We start from the raw sequence: 18,982 nt of genomic DNA on the forward strand, positions 1-18,982 counted from the left end.
TGACAAAAGAATTAATGAATTTACTTTATTTTCCTTCATTTGCCTTCATTTGCCTTCATTTGCCTTCATTTGCCTTCATTTGCCTTCATTTCCCTTCATTTCCCTTCATTTCCCTTCATTCGCCTTCATTCGCCTTCATTTGCCTTCACCCTTGCAGCTGAATGACATCAACGGAACGCTCCCTGAGCTGTTCAACAGCCTCTTTGTCCGCTTTTTCATCCGTTATTACATGCTGGATTTGATCCCACCCGGAAACATAAGCAAACGACTGCTGTCCGAATTTGCTGAAATCAGCCAATACATATACTTCATCTGCAATGGCAATCATTTTTTGCTTAATCAATGCCTGCCATTCGTTCGACTCACTGACTCCCCGCTGCAAATGCAGTCCTTTACCGGAAATAAAAGCCTTTTCCACATGGTATTGATCGAGCGAGCGTTCTGCAAGGGGGCCTATAAAGGAAAGTGAGCGGGGTGTTAGCAGACCTCCGGTAGAGATCACTTGGATTTGTTCTTTTGAGCTAAGCTCCAAAGAAACTTTAATCGAATTCGTAACGACAGTCAGCTGAATATCCGGTAAAATCTGTGCCATATACCAGGCTGTTGAGCTGGCGTCCAGGATGATTCGGTCGTTAGGCTCAATATGCTTGATCGCTTCCCTGGCGATTCGGCGCTTTTGTTCCGCATTCGTCGTTTCCCGTTCACGAAACGGAACCTCAGGCTGGGATTCCTTCACGCTAATCGCACCTCCGTGGCTGCGCAGAAGCTTCCCTTCAACCTCCAGCTTATCGAGGTCTCTCCTGATCGTTTCCTCGGTTACCTCGCACAGCTCGCTCAGCTCCGTCACCCGGATGCTTCCACGATCGTTGACAAGCTGAACAATTTTTTGCAATCGCTCGGCTAGCAGCATGCTACCCCTCTTTTCTTCCTGACTAGTGTCCTGCGATTTCTTTCATTTAAAGGCTATAGAACAGGCATATTGTCCTGATTCACCATATGGTAGTGTATATCCCCAGAAGGAGTTGATCATATGTCCGAAAATCCATTTTGCCCACAATGTCCGACAGAGACCGTTGTAGATCCGCCGATTCAAGTTATCAGGGATCATTTTCATCCCCAAATCGTCCAGGTCATTCATCCCATTGAAATCATCAACAGACATCATTGTGTCCCCATACCTCAGCATATTTACACTTGTACAGAAACAAATGAAACTTGTGGGATATCCAGCCGTAATCCGAAAGGCAAAATTTCAAAAAAAGCGCGGACTTCACAGGCCAGACGGAAATAAGCTGCAAACCCTTTGACCGCCGCTTCTTGCTCCGGCAAAAACGCTAGCTCTTTGCCGGAGCCGGGCCTTGTATGAAATTCACGCTTTTACTTCCAGGCTTTTGTGATATATCCGCAAAAAAAGAGCATTCTGTATTTGTATGTATATCAGAAAAGCTGCGTAAGCCAAAGAAAGGCAAGTTGGCGGCTTTGGCATTATGGTTTTGGTTAAGTTTAAGCTAAGCGTCTAGTTCAGCAGGTAAATGATTCAACAGCTCTGCAAAGCTTTTTATACAAATATCCGAGCCCTCCAGCTCTCCTTCGCTGCGGAAGCCTGCATAATCACAACCAACGACAGTCAATCCGTTCTTTATTCCGGCTTCTACATCGGACGAGCGGTCTCCAACCATCCAAGCCGATTTAATTCCGTAAGTATCCAGCAGCAGCTTCACCAAGTCGACCTTTGATTTGGTTTGAAATTCTCCTGCACTATACAGTCCCTCGAATAACCCCTCGAGACCGCCGATGGCAATCACATTCCGAACATAACCCTCCAGGCCATTGCTGGCCACGAAAAGCCTGATTCCTTGGGCATGAAGCTCTTTAAGCGTTGCTGCCACCCCTTCGTAGAAATCAACGTTCCCTTCCTCCAAGCCTTGTACTTGCAGCTCAAGCAGCAATATATTCATACGTTCACGGGCTTCCATAGAAGCATCAGGCAAAACCCGTTCCCAAATGTGCTCAAGCAGCATTCCGAGAGCACCCAAAATGCGCGAATCCGGCGGTCTCTCCCCCGCATAAAGTCCTTCCTGCTTTAATTGATCGAATGCCGCATGAAAAGCGGGCAGCAGTAAAGTCTCCGAACGGAATAAAGTACCGTCCAGATCAAACAGCATAGCTTCTGGCTTCTCTCTAGTTATGTCCATTCTCCAGGCTCCTCACGTTTGTATTCTCAACCTCAGACAAGCATCGCAAAGTTAGCTGAAGATGTCAATGCAGGCCAATCCCGCTCTTGCCGTTCCACAGTAAATGAGCTAAACTAATAATGAAAATCTTTTTCTTAATATTTAACATAATGCCGATAAATATTTTCTTGAATCGAGGGGATTTATGTCAGGTATTTTACGAGCAATTGAGCAAAATATAGCAGACTTGAATCGCCAGGAGCAAGTGCTGGCCGCTTTCATTGTTGAGCATGCCCAGCAGGTTGTTGGTTATGGCATCAAGGAATTGGCAGACCTTTCACAAACGAGCCCCGCCACGATATCACGCTTTTGCAAAACTTTTCACTTTCAAGGCTATACTGATTTTAAAATGAAGCTGGCAGCCGAGCTGGCTGTCCAGCCAAGCGAACAGTCGTATCAGGATATCGTAGCAGGCAACCCGCTCGATAAAATTATTGCTGCAATAGAAGTCAATCATCTCCGTTCTATCTCGGACACTACACGTTTGATTGACCGCAAACAGTTGAGCCTTGCTCTTCTGGCCTTGCGTCAAGCAAGGCATATTGATCTTTATGGCATCGCAACCTCTGGCATTGTGGCTCAAGATTTTTATCAGAAGCTGATTCGTATCGGCAAGCGCTCAACCGCCTTCTCCGACCCGCATATGCAGCTTACATCAGCTTCCAATCTGGGCCCGGGAGATGTAGCCTTTGCAATCTCTTACTCCGGAGAAACGAATGAAACGATCCATGCGCTGCAATGTGCCAAAGAACAAGGAGCCACAACAATCAGCCTGACCAAATACGGCTCCAATCAGCTGTCTGATTTATCCGATATAACACTCTTCACTTCCACACTGGAGGAGGGGATGCGCCGCGGCGATATGGCCTCGCGGATCGCACAGCTTCATGTTATTGATATTATTTTCGCAAGTCTTGTCAGCGAGGATTTCCACAAGCTCGTCCCCAAATTAGAGAAATCGTATCAAATGGTTCAAAAATACCGCAGTAAGAGAAAGTGAGCGATCCGTCTATGAACATCCATACTTTTGAAAATGAACAGGAATTAAATGAAGCCGGGGCCGGAATTATTACCGGACTTGTGCAAATGCAGCCAGGAGCCGTATTGGGATTGGCAACCGGGGGAACGCCTGTAGGCATATATGAAGAGCTTGTGAAAGCTTATAAAAAAGGGCGTGTCAGCTTTAAAAAATCCACTACCTTCAACCTCGACGAATATGTCGGACTGCCGGAGGATCATGTGGAAAGCTATCATGCTTATATGAAGCAGCATCTTTTTGACCATATTGATATTCCTGCCGGGCAAATTCATATTCCCGATGGTAACGCGCCAGATTTGATTGAAGAGTGCAAACGGTATAATAAGGAACTGGAAAAAGCCAAGCAAATCGACCTGCAAATACTCGGACTTGGACACAATGGACATATCGGCTTTAATGAACCCGACCACAGCCTGGTGAGCGGGACGCATCTGGTGGAGTTGAAGCAGGAAACCCGCGAGGCAAATGCCCGTTTCTTCGCATCGATCGACGAGGTTCCCACCCATGCATTAACTATGGGCGTAGGTACTATTCTCAAAGCCAAGAGCATTCTGCTCGTTGTCCGCGGTGAGGACAAAGCAGAAATCGTACACCGCGCACTCACTGGACCGATACAAACCGAAATTCCGGCAACCTTGCTGCAGACGCACCCTCATCTCGTCGTGCTTCTTGATGCCGCTGCCGGGAGGTATTTTAAATGAATAACGATTTATTAATTGTCAATGCCAAAGTAGTCACTGCTGAAGCCGTATTGGAACAAGCAAATGTACGTATCAAGGATGGCCTTATCGTAAGCGTAGAGGAACAGAACGCTGTTCCTGATGCTGATGTTACGATTATCGATGCCGCGGGCGGGTGGCTGCTGCCTGGCTTTATTGATGTTCACGTGCATGGCGGTTATGGCGCAGACTTTATGGAATCGGATCCGGAAACACTACTTACCATTACCCGCTACCATGCTGCACATGGCACAACCGCAATGCTGGCCACAACGGTAACAGCTCCTCAGGACGCGTTGGACAACGTGCTTGCTGAGGTAAGCCGCTTTATGCAAGCTCCAATGCCTTACGCGCAGCTACTGGGCGTACATCTGGAAGGGCCATTCATATCTCCAAAGTGGCCGGGTGCGCAAAACCCGGATTTCATCCAGCTGCCTCAGCTTAGCTGGCTGGAAGATTGGCACGCACGTTATCCGGGGATTGTGCGTCAATTAACACTGGCCCCTGAACGTGAGGGGGCTCTGGAGCTCATCACCTGGCTGCATGAGCGCGGTATTGTGGCTGCATGCGGTCACACCGACTCCAGCTATGAAGAAATGATTGCAGCGGCTGACGCAGGGCTAAGGCAGGCGGTGCATACCTTCAATGCGATGACGGGGCTTCACCATCGCAAGCCAGGCACTGTCGGTGCCGTACTCACCGACCCGCGCATCGCCGCCGAAGTCATCGCCGACGGACATCACGTGCATCCGGCAGCCATCCGGCTGATCACGCAAGTAAAGCAGCAGCAGAACCTGCTGCTGATTACAGACGCCATGTCTGCCGCGGGACTAGGCGACGGCGAATATTCGCTTGGCGGGCTGGGCGTCATCGTTCAGGACGGCGTTGCCCGCCTGAAGGAAGGCGACAGCCTCGCCGGAAGCACGCTGACCATGATTGACGCGCTCCGCTACATGGTGCGTGAGGTTGGCGTCAGCGTTGCCGAAGCCAGCCGTTACGCCAGTGGCAATCCGGCGAAAGCACTAGGCCTTGAACAGCGGACAGGCTCCATAGCTGCTGGCAAGCAAGCCGACCTGCTGCTGCTCAGCCCAGAGCTGGACATTCAGCGCACGTGGATCCACGGCCGCGAAATCCATGCACATTAGTGTTCTGATGCGGTAGATGATCTCAAATAATAGCAATAAGACGCCATCTCGGCGTCTTTTTTTCGACATTTTTATAAATTTTTCAGGGTGCCTGGAAAGTATAAACCATTGCGGACCTCAGATCCGCTATTTTAGAAATTCAAAGGTTTTTGCGGTGCTTACGGACATCAAAGCCTTTATTGAGGCTTAAAACGTGCTAAAATCATGAATTTAAGGCAAATAGCGGAACGTATGTCCGCAAGCTCCCGAGAAAAAGAGATAAATGGTAAAATAGCGGATCTCATGTCCGTAACTTTTAGAACCTTTCTACTTTTACTTCTTTTCAGCACTTTTTTTGATACAAATGCAAGAAAAAATCCTCAAAGCGATCTGCTCAGGGCAACCGCATTAAGGATTTTTGATCTCGACCAACATCAAGACGTATAAGCTCATTCAGACAAATAAACTTATTTCAACAAATCGTCAATTTCTTTCTTTAACAAAAGATATCTGAAAGAGCTTCTCATGATCGGTACCTTGGTCAATTTATGTTTGTCCACATAAGCTTTCATCGCATCCTTGGACAAGCCTAATAATTTACCCGCTTCAGTAATCGTCAGAACCTCTTCATTGCTGGTGGAGTTAAATGTCTTTTTTACCTTTTGATTCCAATCTTCAAACACTTGCATTTTTTCTCATCCTTTCTACTGTTCTCATCTTACCACGGAAGAGAGAATACAACAATTACCCCCTACTCTAAAGGCTTGTTATAAGTAGAAATATTATTGTGCGCAAGCCGGCCGCAGGCCGCTGAAACAATGCCGCAAACAATGTCATCGATAAAGGTATTGCATTTCCCTTCGGAATGATCGCTGTCCAGATCTTTAATAATGCCAAGCTTGGCTTTGTCCAGATAACCGAAGTTGGTCAGGGCAATAGTTCCATACATCAGCGAGATAGCTGTAGCAATCGATTCATCGACTCCGAAAAGCCCTTCATCCAAACCAACGATGTGGTTGTATTGCTTGCTGAACTCCTCTTTCTCTACACCTTCGTCAATTTTGATGGCAAGCTGGATGGCGTGGTAGGTTTGCTGCTTGCGCAGAACCGCCAATGTATGTGTTACACATACAGAGCGTTCCATATCTGGGGAATAGGGCCGCTGGAGCCCATCGACAATATCAACCAGATCGTCCAATTCCACGCCTCGGGAAGCAAGCAGCTTTAGATTAAGCTCTGTATAGTCTTCCTTCACATTTTCAGAAATAACCACACTCGCGGCGGATGCTACGATAGCGCAAATGCCTTTTGAAACAAAGGATTTGGGGTGCTTGGTTGGAAAAAAGAAGCGGAATTTGCAATCCACAAAACCGAACAGCGAGCTTGCTCCACTTCCATAAATACCACAGATGGACATCGCGATGGTGCGGTGCACATTGTAGGCCGGGTCCTTCATGCTGGCGTGCAGCTCGTGGTCGGTCTTTATTTTTTTCTCCAGCTCAAGCAGTGTTGACATTACATTATAAGTTTCCGTTTTGCTCAGGACACCCAGCAATGTATTCGTAATAAGCTCTTTGGGAATTTTCTTGATGCCCTTCACTTCTACCAATAGACGAATGATCGCATTTTCGATATCAGCCTGTGGATAACTGCGGAACACTTCTTCTCTCATTTCATTCAAAACCAAGGCCTTCTCCTGCAGAAATGTTTTCATATATAATCCTCCACTCTCTGTCGGGTCATTAGAACAAGTTTATGTGGCCAAGTAGCGAATAATTTCCGCATCCTGGTCTGTTTGCCGGATTCGGCCTTCCACTTCAAGCAGGACAAGATGTGCAATCGTCTCCGACAGGGCAAAACGCATCTGATGCGTCGAAAGTCTTTCCCCGAAGGTAGCAAGACACACCTCATAGGCGGTCAGCGGCTTCGCCTTAAGCTGATTTTCCATGATGCCGAGGCGCTCCTCATGGTGCTGGATCAATTCGGCCGCACGAGCGCCGAAAGCGGTCCATGGCTCCCGGTGCCCCGGGTATGCCAGCTTGACCGGCAGCCTGCTGATGTCCTGCAGGCTGCTCAGGTACGCGCCGAGCGGATTAGCTTCCACCTGCGGGAGGAAGCTGACGTTCGGCGATATTTGCGGCAGCACATGGTCGCCGCAAAAGATCGTCTCCGCCTCGGCGTCGTAGAAGCAGAGATGACCCGCGGCATGGCCAGGGGTCTCGATCGCTGCATACGCCCGGTCCCCGAGGCGCACTGGCCCTTCCCGCAGCAGCGTAACCTGCGGCTGCGGGGAAACAAACGCGACGAAGCCATCCATATGCTTCGCCATCGTCGCCAGCCCGGCGGCATCCATGCCATGCCGGGCGAACAGATCCAGGAGCAGCGCCGTCATCGGCTGCTCCCCGCCCCACAGGAGCTGCGTCTGCAGCAGGCCGGTCTCCGAGAGGAGAACCGGCGCTCCAGTGCGCTCCTGGAACCAGCCCGCCATCCCGTAGTGATCGGGATGGTGGTGCGTGAGCACAATCTGCTCGATGTGCTCAAAGGCGACGCCGCACTCCTTGAGCGCGGAGTGCCACAGCTCCTCGGCCTCCGCCGTGTGGAGGCCCGGATCTATCAGCGTGTAGCCTGCGCTGCCCTGCACCAGATAGCTGTTAACCCATCTGAGCGGAAAAGGCAGCGGCACCTTGACTTGAGTAATTGTATTCGAATGAGCCGTTATATGTTTCATCGTTGTTATGCTCATCCTTTCCTATGTCCTACAAATATCATGCGCGTCGAATGCTCCGGATCATAAGCTTGTCCGTCATAGCCTCCATAAACCTGGTCCAGCTGCAGATTAGCCTGGGTCAGCATCTTTTCGAAGGAAGCCCGATCATACAGCTTTACCTGCTCCAAATAGCTTCGATCCGCAGATCCGCTCTCCGAAATAGTAATTCTTTTGCGGACAAAGCCATCTTCTATATGTCTTACTTCTTGAATGTTCGAGCCGTCTACCGACCGTTCCGACTCAGAAACCAAATTAGCTTTTACATAATCCGGATTCAAAAAATCAATAATAAATTTCCCCTCCGGCTTTAGTAACCTATGTACCTCGTGAAGCACCCGGCCATTCTCCGTATCATCCTCAAAATACCCAAAAGAAGTAAATAAATTCAGGACCGCTTCGAATGATTTAACCAGTGGAACCTCACGCATATCACCGCGCAGCCATTCAACTTGACCGGTAGTATCCATTCTTTTCGCTTCAGCCAGCAGCACATCAGAAAGATCGACACCCGTTACCTGATAACCGAGCTCTGACAGCGCAAGTGAATGCCTTCCCATCCCGCAGCACAAATCGAGCACTTCCGCACCCGCTCCGAGATGCAGCCAATCTGTCATTTTCTTCACTTCATGTGAGGCTCCTTGAAAATCTCTATGCCTGTAAACAATTAAATAATCGCTGCCGAAGCTTTCCTGATACCACGCTGTCATTCTTACACCCCATAAAACATTATATAATTATTCCCTAGCTCCATTATGACATATACCACCGTAAAATACATGCTGCGCTGTTTAACTAGTCCTGCCGCAGCAGCTTCAAGCCCTCATTAGCCTCAGCCCGGCTGAAGTTCCCCCGCTTTAGCGACAGCTCATCCTTTTCCAGCAGCCGTTCATAAAAAGATACAGCCTGCTTCCTTGTAGCTGCCCGCTCCGGCTCGTCCTCCAATAAATGAAAAAAAACGTCCTCGACCTTTGCAAAAGCCCCCTTCTCCTCATAAAATACGAGCAGCTGCTGCTTCACCCTAGTCGGAAGATCCTGCTTGCCAAGCGACCCGAGCAGCTCCTCCAAACGTGGCTGAAGCTCTTCCTTTAATACCGGATTGTCCTCACGATAATCAATATTCAGCGTCAGCATCAGTTCAAGCGCCTTTACCCGGGAGTCGTAAGCCTCCTCCGTTTCCCCGGCTGCAGCATAAAGCTCGCCCTCTTCCTTAAGCAGGTCAGCCAGAACGACGGCTTTTGCCGTATCGGTTACTTCATTATATGTAAGCAAATTCAAAATATCTTTAATGGACAAAGCCCTCAAGGATTTCATGTTAAGCCCAAGAATATGCCTTGCCGCTTCATCCACAAGCCGCTGAGCCTCTTCAAACTGCTTATGCTCCTTATGAAATAACACCCGATGCAGCGCCAGCGTTAATTGTCCAATTTGTCTCATAAAATAATCCCTTTGAAACATCCTGCCTGCCTCCTTTTCCGATTCTTTGATTTCTTTTCCAGCATACCACGCTGTAAACCAAACTCAAAATAATGTCTATTGCTATCAATTGCTCATTCTATCAAACCGTTTCCGCATATCGTTCGTTATCTCCTAAGTAAACTATTATCCTGGGAGGTTGTTTTGTTATGATAGTAAAAAGATTTATAGTCGCATTATTGGTTATAGTTTTAGGTGCAGGATTCCTGCCTGCCTTCGGCGCTTCGGCTCAAGGCCATGATGCTGCAGTCCAAACCGATGCGGAAACTGCCGCCAATCTTGGCTTGCTGCTCGGTGATGGAGGAGGCGTTAACGCCACGTATCTCTCTAAGAAATCCACAAGGATGCAAGCAGCCATTATTTCGCTGCGCCTTCAAGGACTGTTAGAGGAAGCTCAGGCCTACACTGGTATGGCCAATTTCTCAGACGCGGGCCAAGTCAACAAAAATAACCAGGCTATCCTCGCCTACCTGAAAAACCACCCCGAGTATGGCTGGACTGGTACGGGTAACGGCAAATTCAATCCATCCGAAGAAATCAGTTCGCAACAGCTGTATAAAGTACTTCTGGAAATCTTAGGGTACCAATCTGAAAATGATTTCTCCTATGCGGATACTGAGAATTTTGCAGAAATGAAAGGATTACAGCAAATATCCGGCAACTCCTCCCTAACGAATGCCCATATCGCAACGGCACTGGTTGAGTCGTTAAGTGTACATACGACGAGTGACGTGACGCTTTTTGCAGCACTGCAATCCAAAGGCGTAATTTCTGCATCTGCTATGTTGCCAGCTGACCAGATTGTGTTAAGAAATAATGACAAACTCGGTACAATCTTCACTGATAAGAACGGACGGACTCTATATTTCTTTACGAAAGATGTGGAAGATCCGAATTCCTGTCAGGACAAGTGTTTAAGCAATTGGCCTATTTTCTATGCAGAGCATTTGCAAATACCAGGCAGCTTGAATGCCGGCGATTTCTCGGTACTGACCCGTTCCGACGGCACGAAGCAATCGACCTACAAAGGCTGGCCTTTGTATTACTTTGTGAAAGATACAGCAGCAGGCGATATAGAGGGCGAAGGCGTAGGTGGCGTATGGTTCGTTGCCAAAGCTGACTATTCGTTAATGATCGGTACGTCAACCGCATTAGGAAATTATTTTACAGACGATTATGGCCGCACCCTGTACTACTTTGACAAAGATACGAAACAAAAAAGCGTTTGCGAGGGAACTTGTCTGGAAAATTGGCCAGCTTATACGGCGACCGGAAACATGACTCCTTCGACCGTGACCAGCTCCGATCTAGGTTCAATTACCCGCTCAGACGGCAGCAAACAGACTACCTACAAAGGTTATCCTTTGTACTATTTCGTCAAAGACAGCAAACCCGGAAACCTCAATGGACAAAACGTCAACCAAGTATGGTTTGTGATTGATCCAGCAAAATTCACTGGGACTACTGGAAATACTGAGGCTACAGGAACTACAGGATCACCTGGGACTACTGAAACGACAGGTTCCCAAGCTAAAACGTACCAGATTGACATCAAAGAATTTTCCTTCGGTACGGAGCCATTGACCGTTGAGGCCGGTTCCAAAGTAATCTTCACCAATTACGATGACATGAAGCATAATGCAGTGGCGGTGGACGGCTCTTTTGCTACCCCACTCCTTGGCAAAGGAGAGTCTTACACGATAACACTTGATAAAGTTGGAACGTACGATTATTTCTGTGAGCCCCACAAGCAATTTATGACTGGCAAAATCATCGTAAAATGAATGGAGATGGAATCATGCGGAGAGATCATCGAAAAGATCATAGGAAAGATCATAGGAAAGGTTTGCTGTTCCTGGGCCTCTTGTTAAGTCTGATTCTTATATCTGCATGTGGATCGGGCGAAGAGCCAGCTTCAAAGCAGCAGTCGAATGCTGCGACCGTTACTCCAGACGGGGCCGAGGGTACAACAGCTATCACTGACAGCGAAAAAGAGCAAGGCACGCCTGCTGTATCGCCCGAAGCGTCTACTGGAGCATCTCCTGAAGCATCTCCTGGAGCTTCTTCTGAAAAATCACCTAATGCATCTCCTGAAGCTTCGCTGGCAGCATCACCTACAGCTTCGGCCAAGCCAAAGGTTGTACCTTCAAATAATGGCCATTCAGATGAGCATTCGCCGAAGAAAACGGACAGCCCGCAAACAACGAAGAAGACAGATGGTACACCAACGCCAGCACCAACAAAGAAATCTGCATCTACATCTACACCTGCGCCTGCGAAACCTGTGACTCCTACACCTGAGAATAAAGCTTCTTCTAAGCCCTCAAGCCAAATGCATGTAGTGGAAATTGTTAACTTCGCTTTTTCTCCTGAGAAGCTTACAATTAAAGCTGGGGATCGGGTAAAATTCATCAATAAGGATAAAGTCAGCCATAGCGCAACTGCAGATGACGATTCTTTCGATACTGGCTTGCTCGCTCAAAACAAGTCACAAGAAGTTACATTCTCACAGGATGGGGAATTCTCGTACTTCTGTTTGCCACATCCGGCAATGAAAGGAACGATCGTCGTGACGGTCAATTGATATAATGAAGGGTGAGCCGTTTTACGGTTCCCCTCTCTTTTTGGTATGATAGAATTTATTTCAGCCTGTCCTGGAGGCAACCCGGTATGCCGAATCTTTCCGACTATGAGCTTATGCTGCTCATCAAACGCAAGCAGCATAAAGCACTTGCCACTTTATATGACAGATATGCGGCTCTCACTTATTCATATGCCATGAGGACGCTAAAAGATGAGCTGGCAGCCAGAGATATCGTACAATCGGTTTTTATGCGATTGTGGACAACCGAATCGGATTTCAATCCCGATAAAGGCCGGTTTTCGAGCTGGCTTTTGACAATTACCCGCAATATTACGATTGACTGGTTACGCAAAGAACGGCGGGAAAGCAAGGACTTCGTCCCTTTTGAACAGGAACAGCTGGAACGTATTCCAGATGAATTCTCGTTATCCCCGGAAGATAGCGTCGTCAGGGATTCGCTAAAGGAACAGATTCGCAGCGCTTACCGCCATTTATCCAAACAACAAATTATGCTGCTGGAACATTTTTATTGGCAAGGATACAGCTTAAGCGAGCTGGCAGCTCTGTACAACCAGCCGCTCGGAACAGTAAAAAATCGGCTGCACCAGACATTGAAAATATTACGCAGACATCTTCTGGCAGAAGGAGAAGGAATATGATGGACGAAAACAGGCGAACCACGATTTGCGATTTATGTTTGGATTATGTATCCGAAACATGTACGGATGAAGAAAGAGCTGTTTTCGAACGTCATCTTTCCGAATGTGCTGACTGCCAGGCCGAAATCGATGAACTGCGCATCGTATGGGAGGCGCTTCCCGAGCAAATGGAACGAATTGAACCGCCAAACGATTTGAAGCAACAAGTAATGGATGCTGTAATGGCTTTAGATGATACAGATATCACAGATATCACTACTGCAAAGCCCTCAAACAAACGATTCTTTAAAATTGAGCGCTGGAAATTGATTGCCTCCATTGCAGCAGTAGTCGCGGTCATCCTCACAGGATCCGTTTGGAATTATCAACTATACCGCGATCGATTAGCTGTTCCATTCCCATTGGAGCAAGCATTGAACGCTCCCGCAGCCCAAATCGAACGGTTAGTTTCACTGAAGCCGCAAACAGTCGGTGATACCCGTTCTTATGGCGTCGCTTGTATTATCCAAAACGGGCAAAGCAAGCAATTTATCGTATACGTATTCGGGGCACCAGCTACCTCTGATACTGAGGCCTATCAAGTTTGGCTGCTTCATGACGGTGAGCGCAAAAGCGCAGGCACCTTCCGTGTTGATGAACGTGGGATCGGCGTTCTGGCAATGCCAATCGCTTCGGATAGCCCCAGCTTTGATGCGGTTGGCATCACCCTTGAGCCTGATGACCGCGGCGATAAGCCCCGCGGCGCGAAAATGTTTGGATCTGTGTAAATGGATCTTTCGAAGCAGTAGTGGACATGAGATGTCCGTAAGGATTTTCCTCTGAACTTTCCAGGTTGTTCTAGCAAAAATTCAACCTCGTCACAACAACCAATTATCTACTCACGGAGGTTATGGTTGTCGATTTATTGTTAGCACTTAAGTCACCCTGACAGAGCAAGTATCTGCCAGGGATTTTTCAGGTAATCTGTTTCCCCCAATGACTTTCTAGCTGCAGCTTCTCGTCCGTGTATCTCTCCAAACGTTCTCCCTATTTCTTCCACTGCCTATGTAACAGAAGAGCCCTCTTTTACCAACCCTGGTATGGGGTGGCAAAAGAGGACTAAGTCGAAGGCTATAGGACATCGCAGGGGGTTTATCTTAACACCCAAAGCTTGATTGGTATGGAAAATCATCAGATAGCGGAATGAGACACGTAGAGTTCAAGCTTGTCCATGTCCACAATAAAACCATGCGTTTTCAGTATATCAAGTCCGAGCAGTCCCTTGTGCGACTTGGGAAGGATTCCGACATCCACTTCCACATGCTCTGCCCTTAATGTATCAATCTGGATAAAGTCCATAACTTTCGTGTAAAAAGGGACGGTCCCGCCGATGCCATACGTTAAACAGGGTCTCCGTTCTCATACGTTACGCCTATAGCCTCCAACACGTCTGGACTAAAAACAGTGTGAGACGAGCCTGTATCAATGATAATATCGGAAAGCTGTAGCGTCTTCCCGCGATAGCACAGCGTGATTGTGGTGGTCAAAAGCTGCCCGTCATAAACCATCTTCATGAACCGCGCCTCACTCTCAATAGCGGGTCCTTGCGCAAATGGATGACACAGTCCTCATTGGAAGTATGATAAACAATGCTGCCTGGCCCGGCATTGAAAAACTCCTGGTTAGCATCCTGCGCGGGGATTGTCCGAATTGGCGCGACTTCCGTCACGATTTTTTTATCTTCTTCCTCAGTAAAGTCGAGTATGGAAAGCAATACAAATTGGTCGGGAAACAATTCTCTGACTTGCTGCCATTTCATCGTTACATCCCTCCTAGTGCATTCATGTCTTTATTTTACCATAAATTGAGTTCATTTCGTAAGGTTGGATACCGATAAATAAATATATGGGGCATTCTGAACGAAGATGAGAAAAACAAAATCAGTTGAAAAGAATTGCATATTTGGAATCAATAAACTGGATCCGAAACAATTATGGATTTTTCTTACAGATTGTATTTTTATTATGCTTTTGTGTATCTGTTCAAAACCATAGTAACCCTCTGTACTGTATGCAGTCACTCCATTATCATTAATTTACATGTTTACCTTTTTATTCAAATTTAAAAACGTCGAAGAACTCTAAATTATTAGAGATTCTTCGACGTTTTTTATCTCCACAATTATGGAGAAGCAATTATTTGATAAAAGTTTAAATCATCTAAATAAAGATCCGTGTTTTCTCCTAATGCAGTAATCGTTACAATCATTTGAGCTTTGACAACTGCTGAACCATTGATTTCATCCGGAATCTCTTCAAGCATCCTGACCGGATACCAATCCCCCGGCGTTAAATTCTGGACTGTTGAAATAACCGTTTGTAACGTGTTGGATTCGTCATCTAGTAAATTAATGTATATATTAATAGTTCCGTTAGATGAGAATTGGGATGGAAGGTAATAGTAGGCTCTTGCAGCAAATAAGCCTTCACTTACATTCACAAATTGATAGGGACCACCTCGATCAATCCCGCTAGCTTTGAGACTTGCATTTCCTGAATGCTTCACCTCGGTAGTTCGTACAGCCGTTTCTCCTCTGCTTGGGTCGATCCATGCTGACCACGGAGCAATATCGCCCTCTGTTTCAAAAGAACTGTTTTGTGTCAAAGAAGAGCTGCCATTAAGTATTTCAAGCATGAGTTTAGCATAATCCTGTTGTACGGACTCTTCAGACATCTCTGCTAGCTGCAGCACTTGATTGTATAACGGACCGCCGCTGGCCTCATGTTGCTGGATATAATCTGTCAGTTCCCAGAAATTATCCTTAGTAATCAAATTTTCTCGAGGCTGATATACATATACATCATCTAGATACACCAAGTCCCTGGCTTTTAAATTTTGAAATACGATAATCATTTGTGCTTGCGCCACCGTTTTTCCATTAATAACTTCCGGGATTTCGCCAAGGTACTGCAGCTTGCTCCACTTACCACGTGAATCGAATAACTGCGGTTGCGTTGTCACAATCGTATCTAATGTCGCACCACTTGCGTCTTGCAAGTTCATGGTGATATTGATGGAACCATTTTCTGTTTCTAGTGGTGCGAAGTAAATCACTTCTGCTGTTAACAGACCAGGTTTAATATTAAATGTTTGATGAACCCCTCCGCGAATAACGTTGTTTCCACCCTCCACTTGCAAACTAAAATGATTGGGTGATGTGGGATTCTCAACTCTTTTTAAGCTGTGTTCCCAGCCACTCCAATGAAGAGCGGTTCCACTACCTTCTTCAAATGAAGGATTTCTCGTTAACGGAAATAAACCGACATGCATTTCCTGTAATAGCAAGGTGAATTGACGTAAGTAGGGGCCATCTGTCTGTGCGAGCTGATTCACCCTTTGGGTCACAGCCCCGCCTTCTGGCTCGTATTGTCTCAAATACTTAGCAAGCTGCCAAAGCTCATTGGCATTCCATCCATCCCAATCAGCTAATCTAGGCAGAATAGGCAATTGCAAATTAGGATCATGGCTAAATTCCTCAACCAGCTCATGGCGTCTTTCCGCATAGTACAATCGATGGTCAAAGGTATGCTCAATTTGATCCAGAATCGCTAATACTTCATCCTCGCCGGTTAGTTCACCGATATTTCTAGGATAACTAATGGCAACTGCTTCATAATACTCGAAAAACCGTTGTATTAATTTAGCTCTCTCGATTTGCTCAGGGGTCTGAGCTTTCTGCACTACGGAAGCCAGCAGCTGTTTGCTCTTTGAAATATCTTCCTCTGTGACAATATCCAAATAGCTTGCATCGGTGAAGTCCAAATACGTCTCATAACGATCAGCCCACTTGGTAAACCATTCTGCTTCTTGAATGCGAACGGTCCAGAAATGCTCCCAGTGATCATAAAATGCGGCTAAATCTGCGGCTGCTTCCGGACCAACGGCTCGTTCATACCATTCTGAAAGCAAAAGTTCTACATCCTGCTCAGGATCCCACTGAAGCTTAGCCGATACCCAGCCCTTCGGGCCATCACCTATGTTCTGATACATTTCTGTATACTGGCCAATCACCTCATGATCATACCCATATTGAAGATAAGAGGCCATAGTGGCATTATAAATCCGTGGCATGACATAGAGGGTTCCATACGCATAATCATACCAAGCCACTTGATTAGCCACATTTCTCCATTCATCCATTTGCGCATGTGACTTATCGCGAATGCTCTCGTCCATCCATGACATTCGGTCTTGAGTAACGAACGGAATAATCCTCGCATTTATTTCGAAGGATGGCGGGTCCATCACATTCTGATAAGCAAGCAGGCCAAACCATTTATCTGGATAAACTAGCAATACTTTTTCAACCACTTCATTTGCCCATTCGAAATAAATGTCTGACATATCTACTACGCCAATGGAATTCAGTTTCCCGGGATAATGAGGATGATCCTCTTTTTCCTCACAATAACCGGCAGAATCATTTACACCAAGCGAAATAGAAGATGCTGTTGGATTTTTTCTAAAATAGTCAAGCACAGCTTCAACTGTCACATCTACAATTCCTTCTGCAGTAAAGCACGGCTGCCAACCAACGTCAGATGCAGGCCGTTTGCCCTGCGGATAAAACTCGGGATGCTCTTTCCCATATTTATCGAAAGGCAATATATTGGATAAATTTTCGTTAAATTGTATGGGAGCGTTATATTGTCCTTGTAAGCGATTTCTCTGTGCCCAAACATTACCCAATCTTGGTTCTCCATCAACAACCGGCCGTCCTGCTAAAGGACTGATGATCCGGTACATAAAAGCCGGCTCTTCTTTCACAATTTGCTTGGGTATCATTAAGGCATCCAGCTGAGGAACATCTTCTCCCACCTCACCAAACATTAACCACCTGACCCCAATGTACCGTTCAATAAAATCATACACTCCATTTAACGTTCCCCATACACTCGGTCCCAGAATCGTTATGCTGTTGTAACGGGGTACAATCATAAATCCATCACGATCCATTTCCTGTAAATCAGACCGCTCGGATGGTGTTAATGTATCATCAATCCCTATATAAATAAGTGTAGAGGTATTCGCATGATCTAGATCTCCTTGTAACTCTGCTTCCGTTAAAATAGGTAAAGCTGCACCCGTTGACTTCTGTACATACTCTACCAACGTCTCAGCTGCATAACGAATATCTTCGCTTGCCCCTGTTTCTATGACAATTATTGCATTTGCTTCACTTCCAGTGGCAACAGGCAATGGCAAATTATCATCTTCAATGGTTACAGCAGGAAGCGTTTGTGAATAAACCACTTGAAGATCCAGACCTGTAATTACTAATCGAAATGAATATGATGTTGCCTCGGTTAATCCATAAATATGAACAGTCGTATCTCCCGGCAGGATAGCTGCAACCTTGGATTTTGTCCAATTTTGTCCATTATCTGTAGACTGCTCGACAACCGCTTTTCTTACATTTTGAATATCAAATCCTAAATTTATGGAGGAGGAGCCTGTTGATAAAACTTGAAAATGAATGATGCGAGCTTGTTTGGTATTCGATGGCGGCCCAGGAACATATGGGATAGCTGGAGAGCCTATTGATTTGTCGTCTTTACTATCTTCTTTCTTGTCATCTTTCTTATCTTGCTTGTCATCTTTCTTGTCTTCAGGACGTCCCTCTCCATGGATCTCCTCCATGAACTTCTTCGCAACATTTAAGTACTGGTCGGAATTAACCAGAAATTCATAGGCAATCCTAGCCATCGCCTGACGCTCTACAAATGCCTTAGGAGCAAAACGAACCGTACCGTCATTGTTTTCAATCCCTTGCAAAAGACCAATACGCTGTGCAAATGAAACATAGGGCAGTGCCCATTTCGAAATGTCAGCTGCATCGCTAAATGATGTAGTCAGGTTTGCTTCTAGAGCGGCTTTTTCCAATTCAAAAGCACGGATAAAAAAAGTGACAAGCTCTTCACGCTTCACCATATCGTCAGGCGAAAATGTTGTATCGGAAGTCCCGCTTGTAATGCCACTTTTCACAAGTGCCCCCACATACCCTTGGTACCAGCTGTCTTTGGGTACATCAATGAAATGACTCGCATAACTTGGAAATGGCTGCAAATTTAGTAAAGAACTAATTACTTTGGCCATTTCTCCACGTGTCAGTGATTTAGCCGGTGCAAAGGTCCCATCGTCATAACCGTCAAGCATCCCAGAATCGACTAGCTTCATAATTTCATTTTTTGCGTATGAATCACCTATATCTATCAAAGTAGAACTTGCATAAGCCGTTTTTCCAATATCATATCCGCCAAAAGGAACCATACTAAAAAGTAATCCAAATATAAGAATGAAAAGCATGCTTTTTTTAGTCCGCTGTTTCATTACGGTTAACATCT

Annotated in this window: 19 protein-coding genes; 7 read left to right on the top strand and 12 right to left on the bottom strand. The window is 46.3% G+C overall.

Features of this window, described 5'->3' with window-relative positions:
* Positions 1-145 precede the first annotated feature (145 nt).
* From J2Z66_RS23580 to J2Z66_RS23595, 4 genes are all read right to left on the bottom strand, one after another.
* Positions 146-910 carry a DeoR/GlpR family DNA-binding transcription regulator gene (locus J2Z66_RS23580; protein ID WP_209975005.1) on the bottom strand — a complete coding sequence of 255 codons (765 nt, stop codon included), beginning with the start codon at positions 908-910 and terminating at the stop codon, positions 146-148.
* Between the two features lie 42 nt (positions 911-952).
* Positions 953-1,165 carry a hypothetical protein gene (locus tag J2Z66_RS23585; protein WP_209975007.1) on the bottom strand — a complete coding sequence of 71 codons (213 nt, stop codon included), beginning with the start codon at positions 1,163-1,165 and terminating at the stop codon, positions 953-955.
* 23 nt (positions 1,166-1,188) lie between these two features.
* Complete coding sequence (locus J2Z66_RS23590) at positions 1,189-1,329, bottom strand: hypothetical protein (protein ID WP_209975009.1); 141 nt, start codon at positions 1,327-1,329, stop codon at positions 1,189-1,191.
* Positions 1,330-1,508: 179 nt separating this feature from the next.
* Complete coding sequence (locus J2Z66_RS23595; protein WP_209975011.1) at positions 1,509-2,195, bottom strand: HAD family hydrolase; 687 nt, start codon at positions 2,193-2,195, stop codon at positions 1,509-1,511.
* Between the two features lie 184 nt (positions 2,196-2,379).
* Between J2Z66_RS23595 and J2Z66_RS23600 the strand changes: the two genes are divergently transcribed.
* From J2Z66_RS23600 to nagA, 3 genes are read left to right on the top strand one after another with little or no spacing between them, the layout of a single operon-like run.
* Entirely contained in the window at positions 2,380-3,234 is an 855-nt protein-coding gene (locus J2Z66_RS23600) for a MurR/RpiR family transcriptional regulator (protein WP_209975013.1), read from the top strand.
* A gap of 11 nt (positions 3,235-3,245) precedes the next feature.
* Positions 3,246-3,974, top strand: coding sequence for a glucosamine-6-phosphate deaminase (gene nagB, locus J2Z66_RS23605; protein WP_209975015.1), 729 nt, complete (start codon positions 3,246-3,248; stop codon positions 3,972-3,974).
* Complete coding sequence (gene nagA, locus J2Z66_RS23610; protein WP_209975017.1) at positions 3,971-5,137, top strand: N-acetylglucosamine-6-phosphate deacetylase; 1,167 nt, start codon at positions 3,971-3,973, stop codon at positions 5,135-5,137. The genes nagB and nagA overlap by 4 nt, the downstream gene beginning before the upstream one ends.
* A 446-nt stretch (positions 5,138-5,583) precedes the next feature.
* On the opposite strand, the gene J2Z66_RS23615 is transcribed toward nagA, so the two are convergent.
* The 5 genes from J2Z66_RS23615 to J2Z66_RS23635 form a co-directional block, all read right to left on the bottom strand.
* A complete protein-coding gene (locus J2Z66_RS23615) occupies positions 5,584-5,805 on the bottom strand; it encodes a helix-turn-helix domain-containing protein (protein WP_209975019.1) in 222 nt (73 codons plus the stop codon).
* A 62-nt stretch (positions 5,806-5,867) separates the two neighbouring features.
* Positions 5,868-6,830, bottom strand: coding sequence for a phosphatidylglycerophosphatase A family protein (locus J2Z66_RS23620; RefSeq protein WP_209975021.1), 963 nt, complete (start codon positions 6,828-6,830; stop codon positions 5,868-5,870).
* A 39-nt stretch (positions 6,831-6,869) separates the two neighbouring features.
* Complete coding sequence (locus J2Z66_RS23625) at positions 6,870-7,844, bottom strand: MBL fold metallo-hydrolase (RefSeq protein WP_209975022.1); 975 nt, start codon at positions 7,842-7,844, stop codon at positions 6,870-6,872.
* An 11-nt stretch (positions 7,845-7,855) separates the two neighbouring features.
* Positions 7,856-8,590, bottom strand: a complete 735-nt coding sequence (locus J2Z66_RS23630) for a class I SAM-dependent methyltransferase (protein WP_209975024.1) — start codon at positions 8,588-8,590, stop codon at positions 7,856-7,858.
* Positions 8,591-8,675: 85 nt separating this feature from the next.
* Entirely contained in the window at positions 8,676-9,338 is a 663-nt protein-coding gene (locus J2Z66_RS23635) for a DUF6483 family protein (protein WP_209975026.1), read from the bottom strand.
* Between the two features lie 167 nt (positions 9,339-9,505).
* Here J2Z66_RS23635 and J2Z66_RS23640 point away from each other — a divergent pair, with 167 nt between their 5' ends.
* From J2Z66_RS23640 to J2Z66_RS23655, 4 genes are all read left to right on the top strand, one after another.
* Positions 9,506-11,140 (top strand): plastocyanin/azurin family copper-binding protein, encoded by a 1,635-nt coding sequence (locus tag J2Z66_RS23640; RefSeq protein ID WP_209975028.1) that lies wholly within the window; start codon positions 9,506-9,508, stop codon positions 11,138-11,140.
* Between the two features lie 14 nt (positions 11,141-11,154).
* Positions 11,155-11,940, top strand: a complete 786-nt coding sequence (locus tag J2Z66_RS23645; protein ID WP_209975030.1) for a cupredoxin domain-containing protein — start codon at positions 11,155-11,157, stop codon at positions 11,938-11,940.
* 86 nt (positions 11,941-12,026) lie between these two features.
* Positions 12,027-12,599 (top strand): RNA polymerase sigma factor, encoded by a 573-nt coding sequence (locus J2Z66_RS23650; RefSeq protein ID WP_209975032.1) that lies wholly within the window; start codon positions 12,027-12,029, stop codon positions 12,597-12,599.
* The gene (locus J2Z66_RS23655) at positions 12,596-13,366 is read left to right on the top strand and encodes an anti-sigma factor (RefSeq protein WP_209975034.1); all 771 of its coding nucleotides are present in this window, start codon (positions 12,596-12,598) and stop codon (positions 13,364-13,366) included. Before J2Z66_RS23650 ends, J2Z66_RS23655 begins: the two co-directional genes overlap by 4 nt.
* A gap of 612 nt (positions 13,367-13,978) precedes the next feature.
* Here the strand turns inward: J2Z66_RS23655 and J2Z66_RS42895 are convergent.
* The 3 genes from J2Z66_RS42895 to J2Z66_RS23670 form a co-directional block, all read right to left on the bottom strand.
* Positions 13,979-14,152, bottom strand: a complete 174-nt coding sequence (locus tag J2Z66_RS42895; RefSeq protein ID WP_245375787.1) for a hypothetical protein — start codon at positions 14,150-14,152, stop codon at positions 13,979-13,981.
* Positions 14,149-14,397 carry a hypothetical protein gene (locus tag J2Z66_RS23665; protein ID WP_209975036.1) on the bottom strand — a complete coding sequence of 83 codons (249 nt, stop codon included), beginning with the start codon at positions 14,395-14,397 and terminating at the stop codon, positions 14,149-14,151. Before J2Z66_RS23665 ends, J2Z66_RS42895 begins: the two co-directional genes overlap by 4 nt.
* A gap of 362 nt (positions 14,398-14,759) precedes the next feature.
* Complete coding sequence (locus tag J2Z66_RS23670; protein ID WP_209975038.1) at positions 14,760-18,980, bottom strand: DUF4838 domain-containing protein; 4,221 nt, start codon at positions 18,978-18,980, stop codon at positions 14,760-14,762.
* Positions 18,981-18,982: the final 2 nt, after the last annotated feature.

This window comes from Paenibacillus eucommiae (assembly GCF_017874215.1).
In the GTDB taxonomy this organism is placed as follows: Bacteria; Bacillota; Bacilli; order Paenibacillales; family NBRC-103111; genus Paenibacillus_AI; species Paenibacillus_AI eucommiae.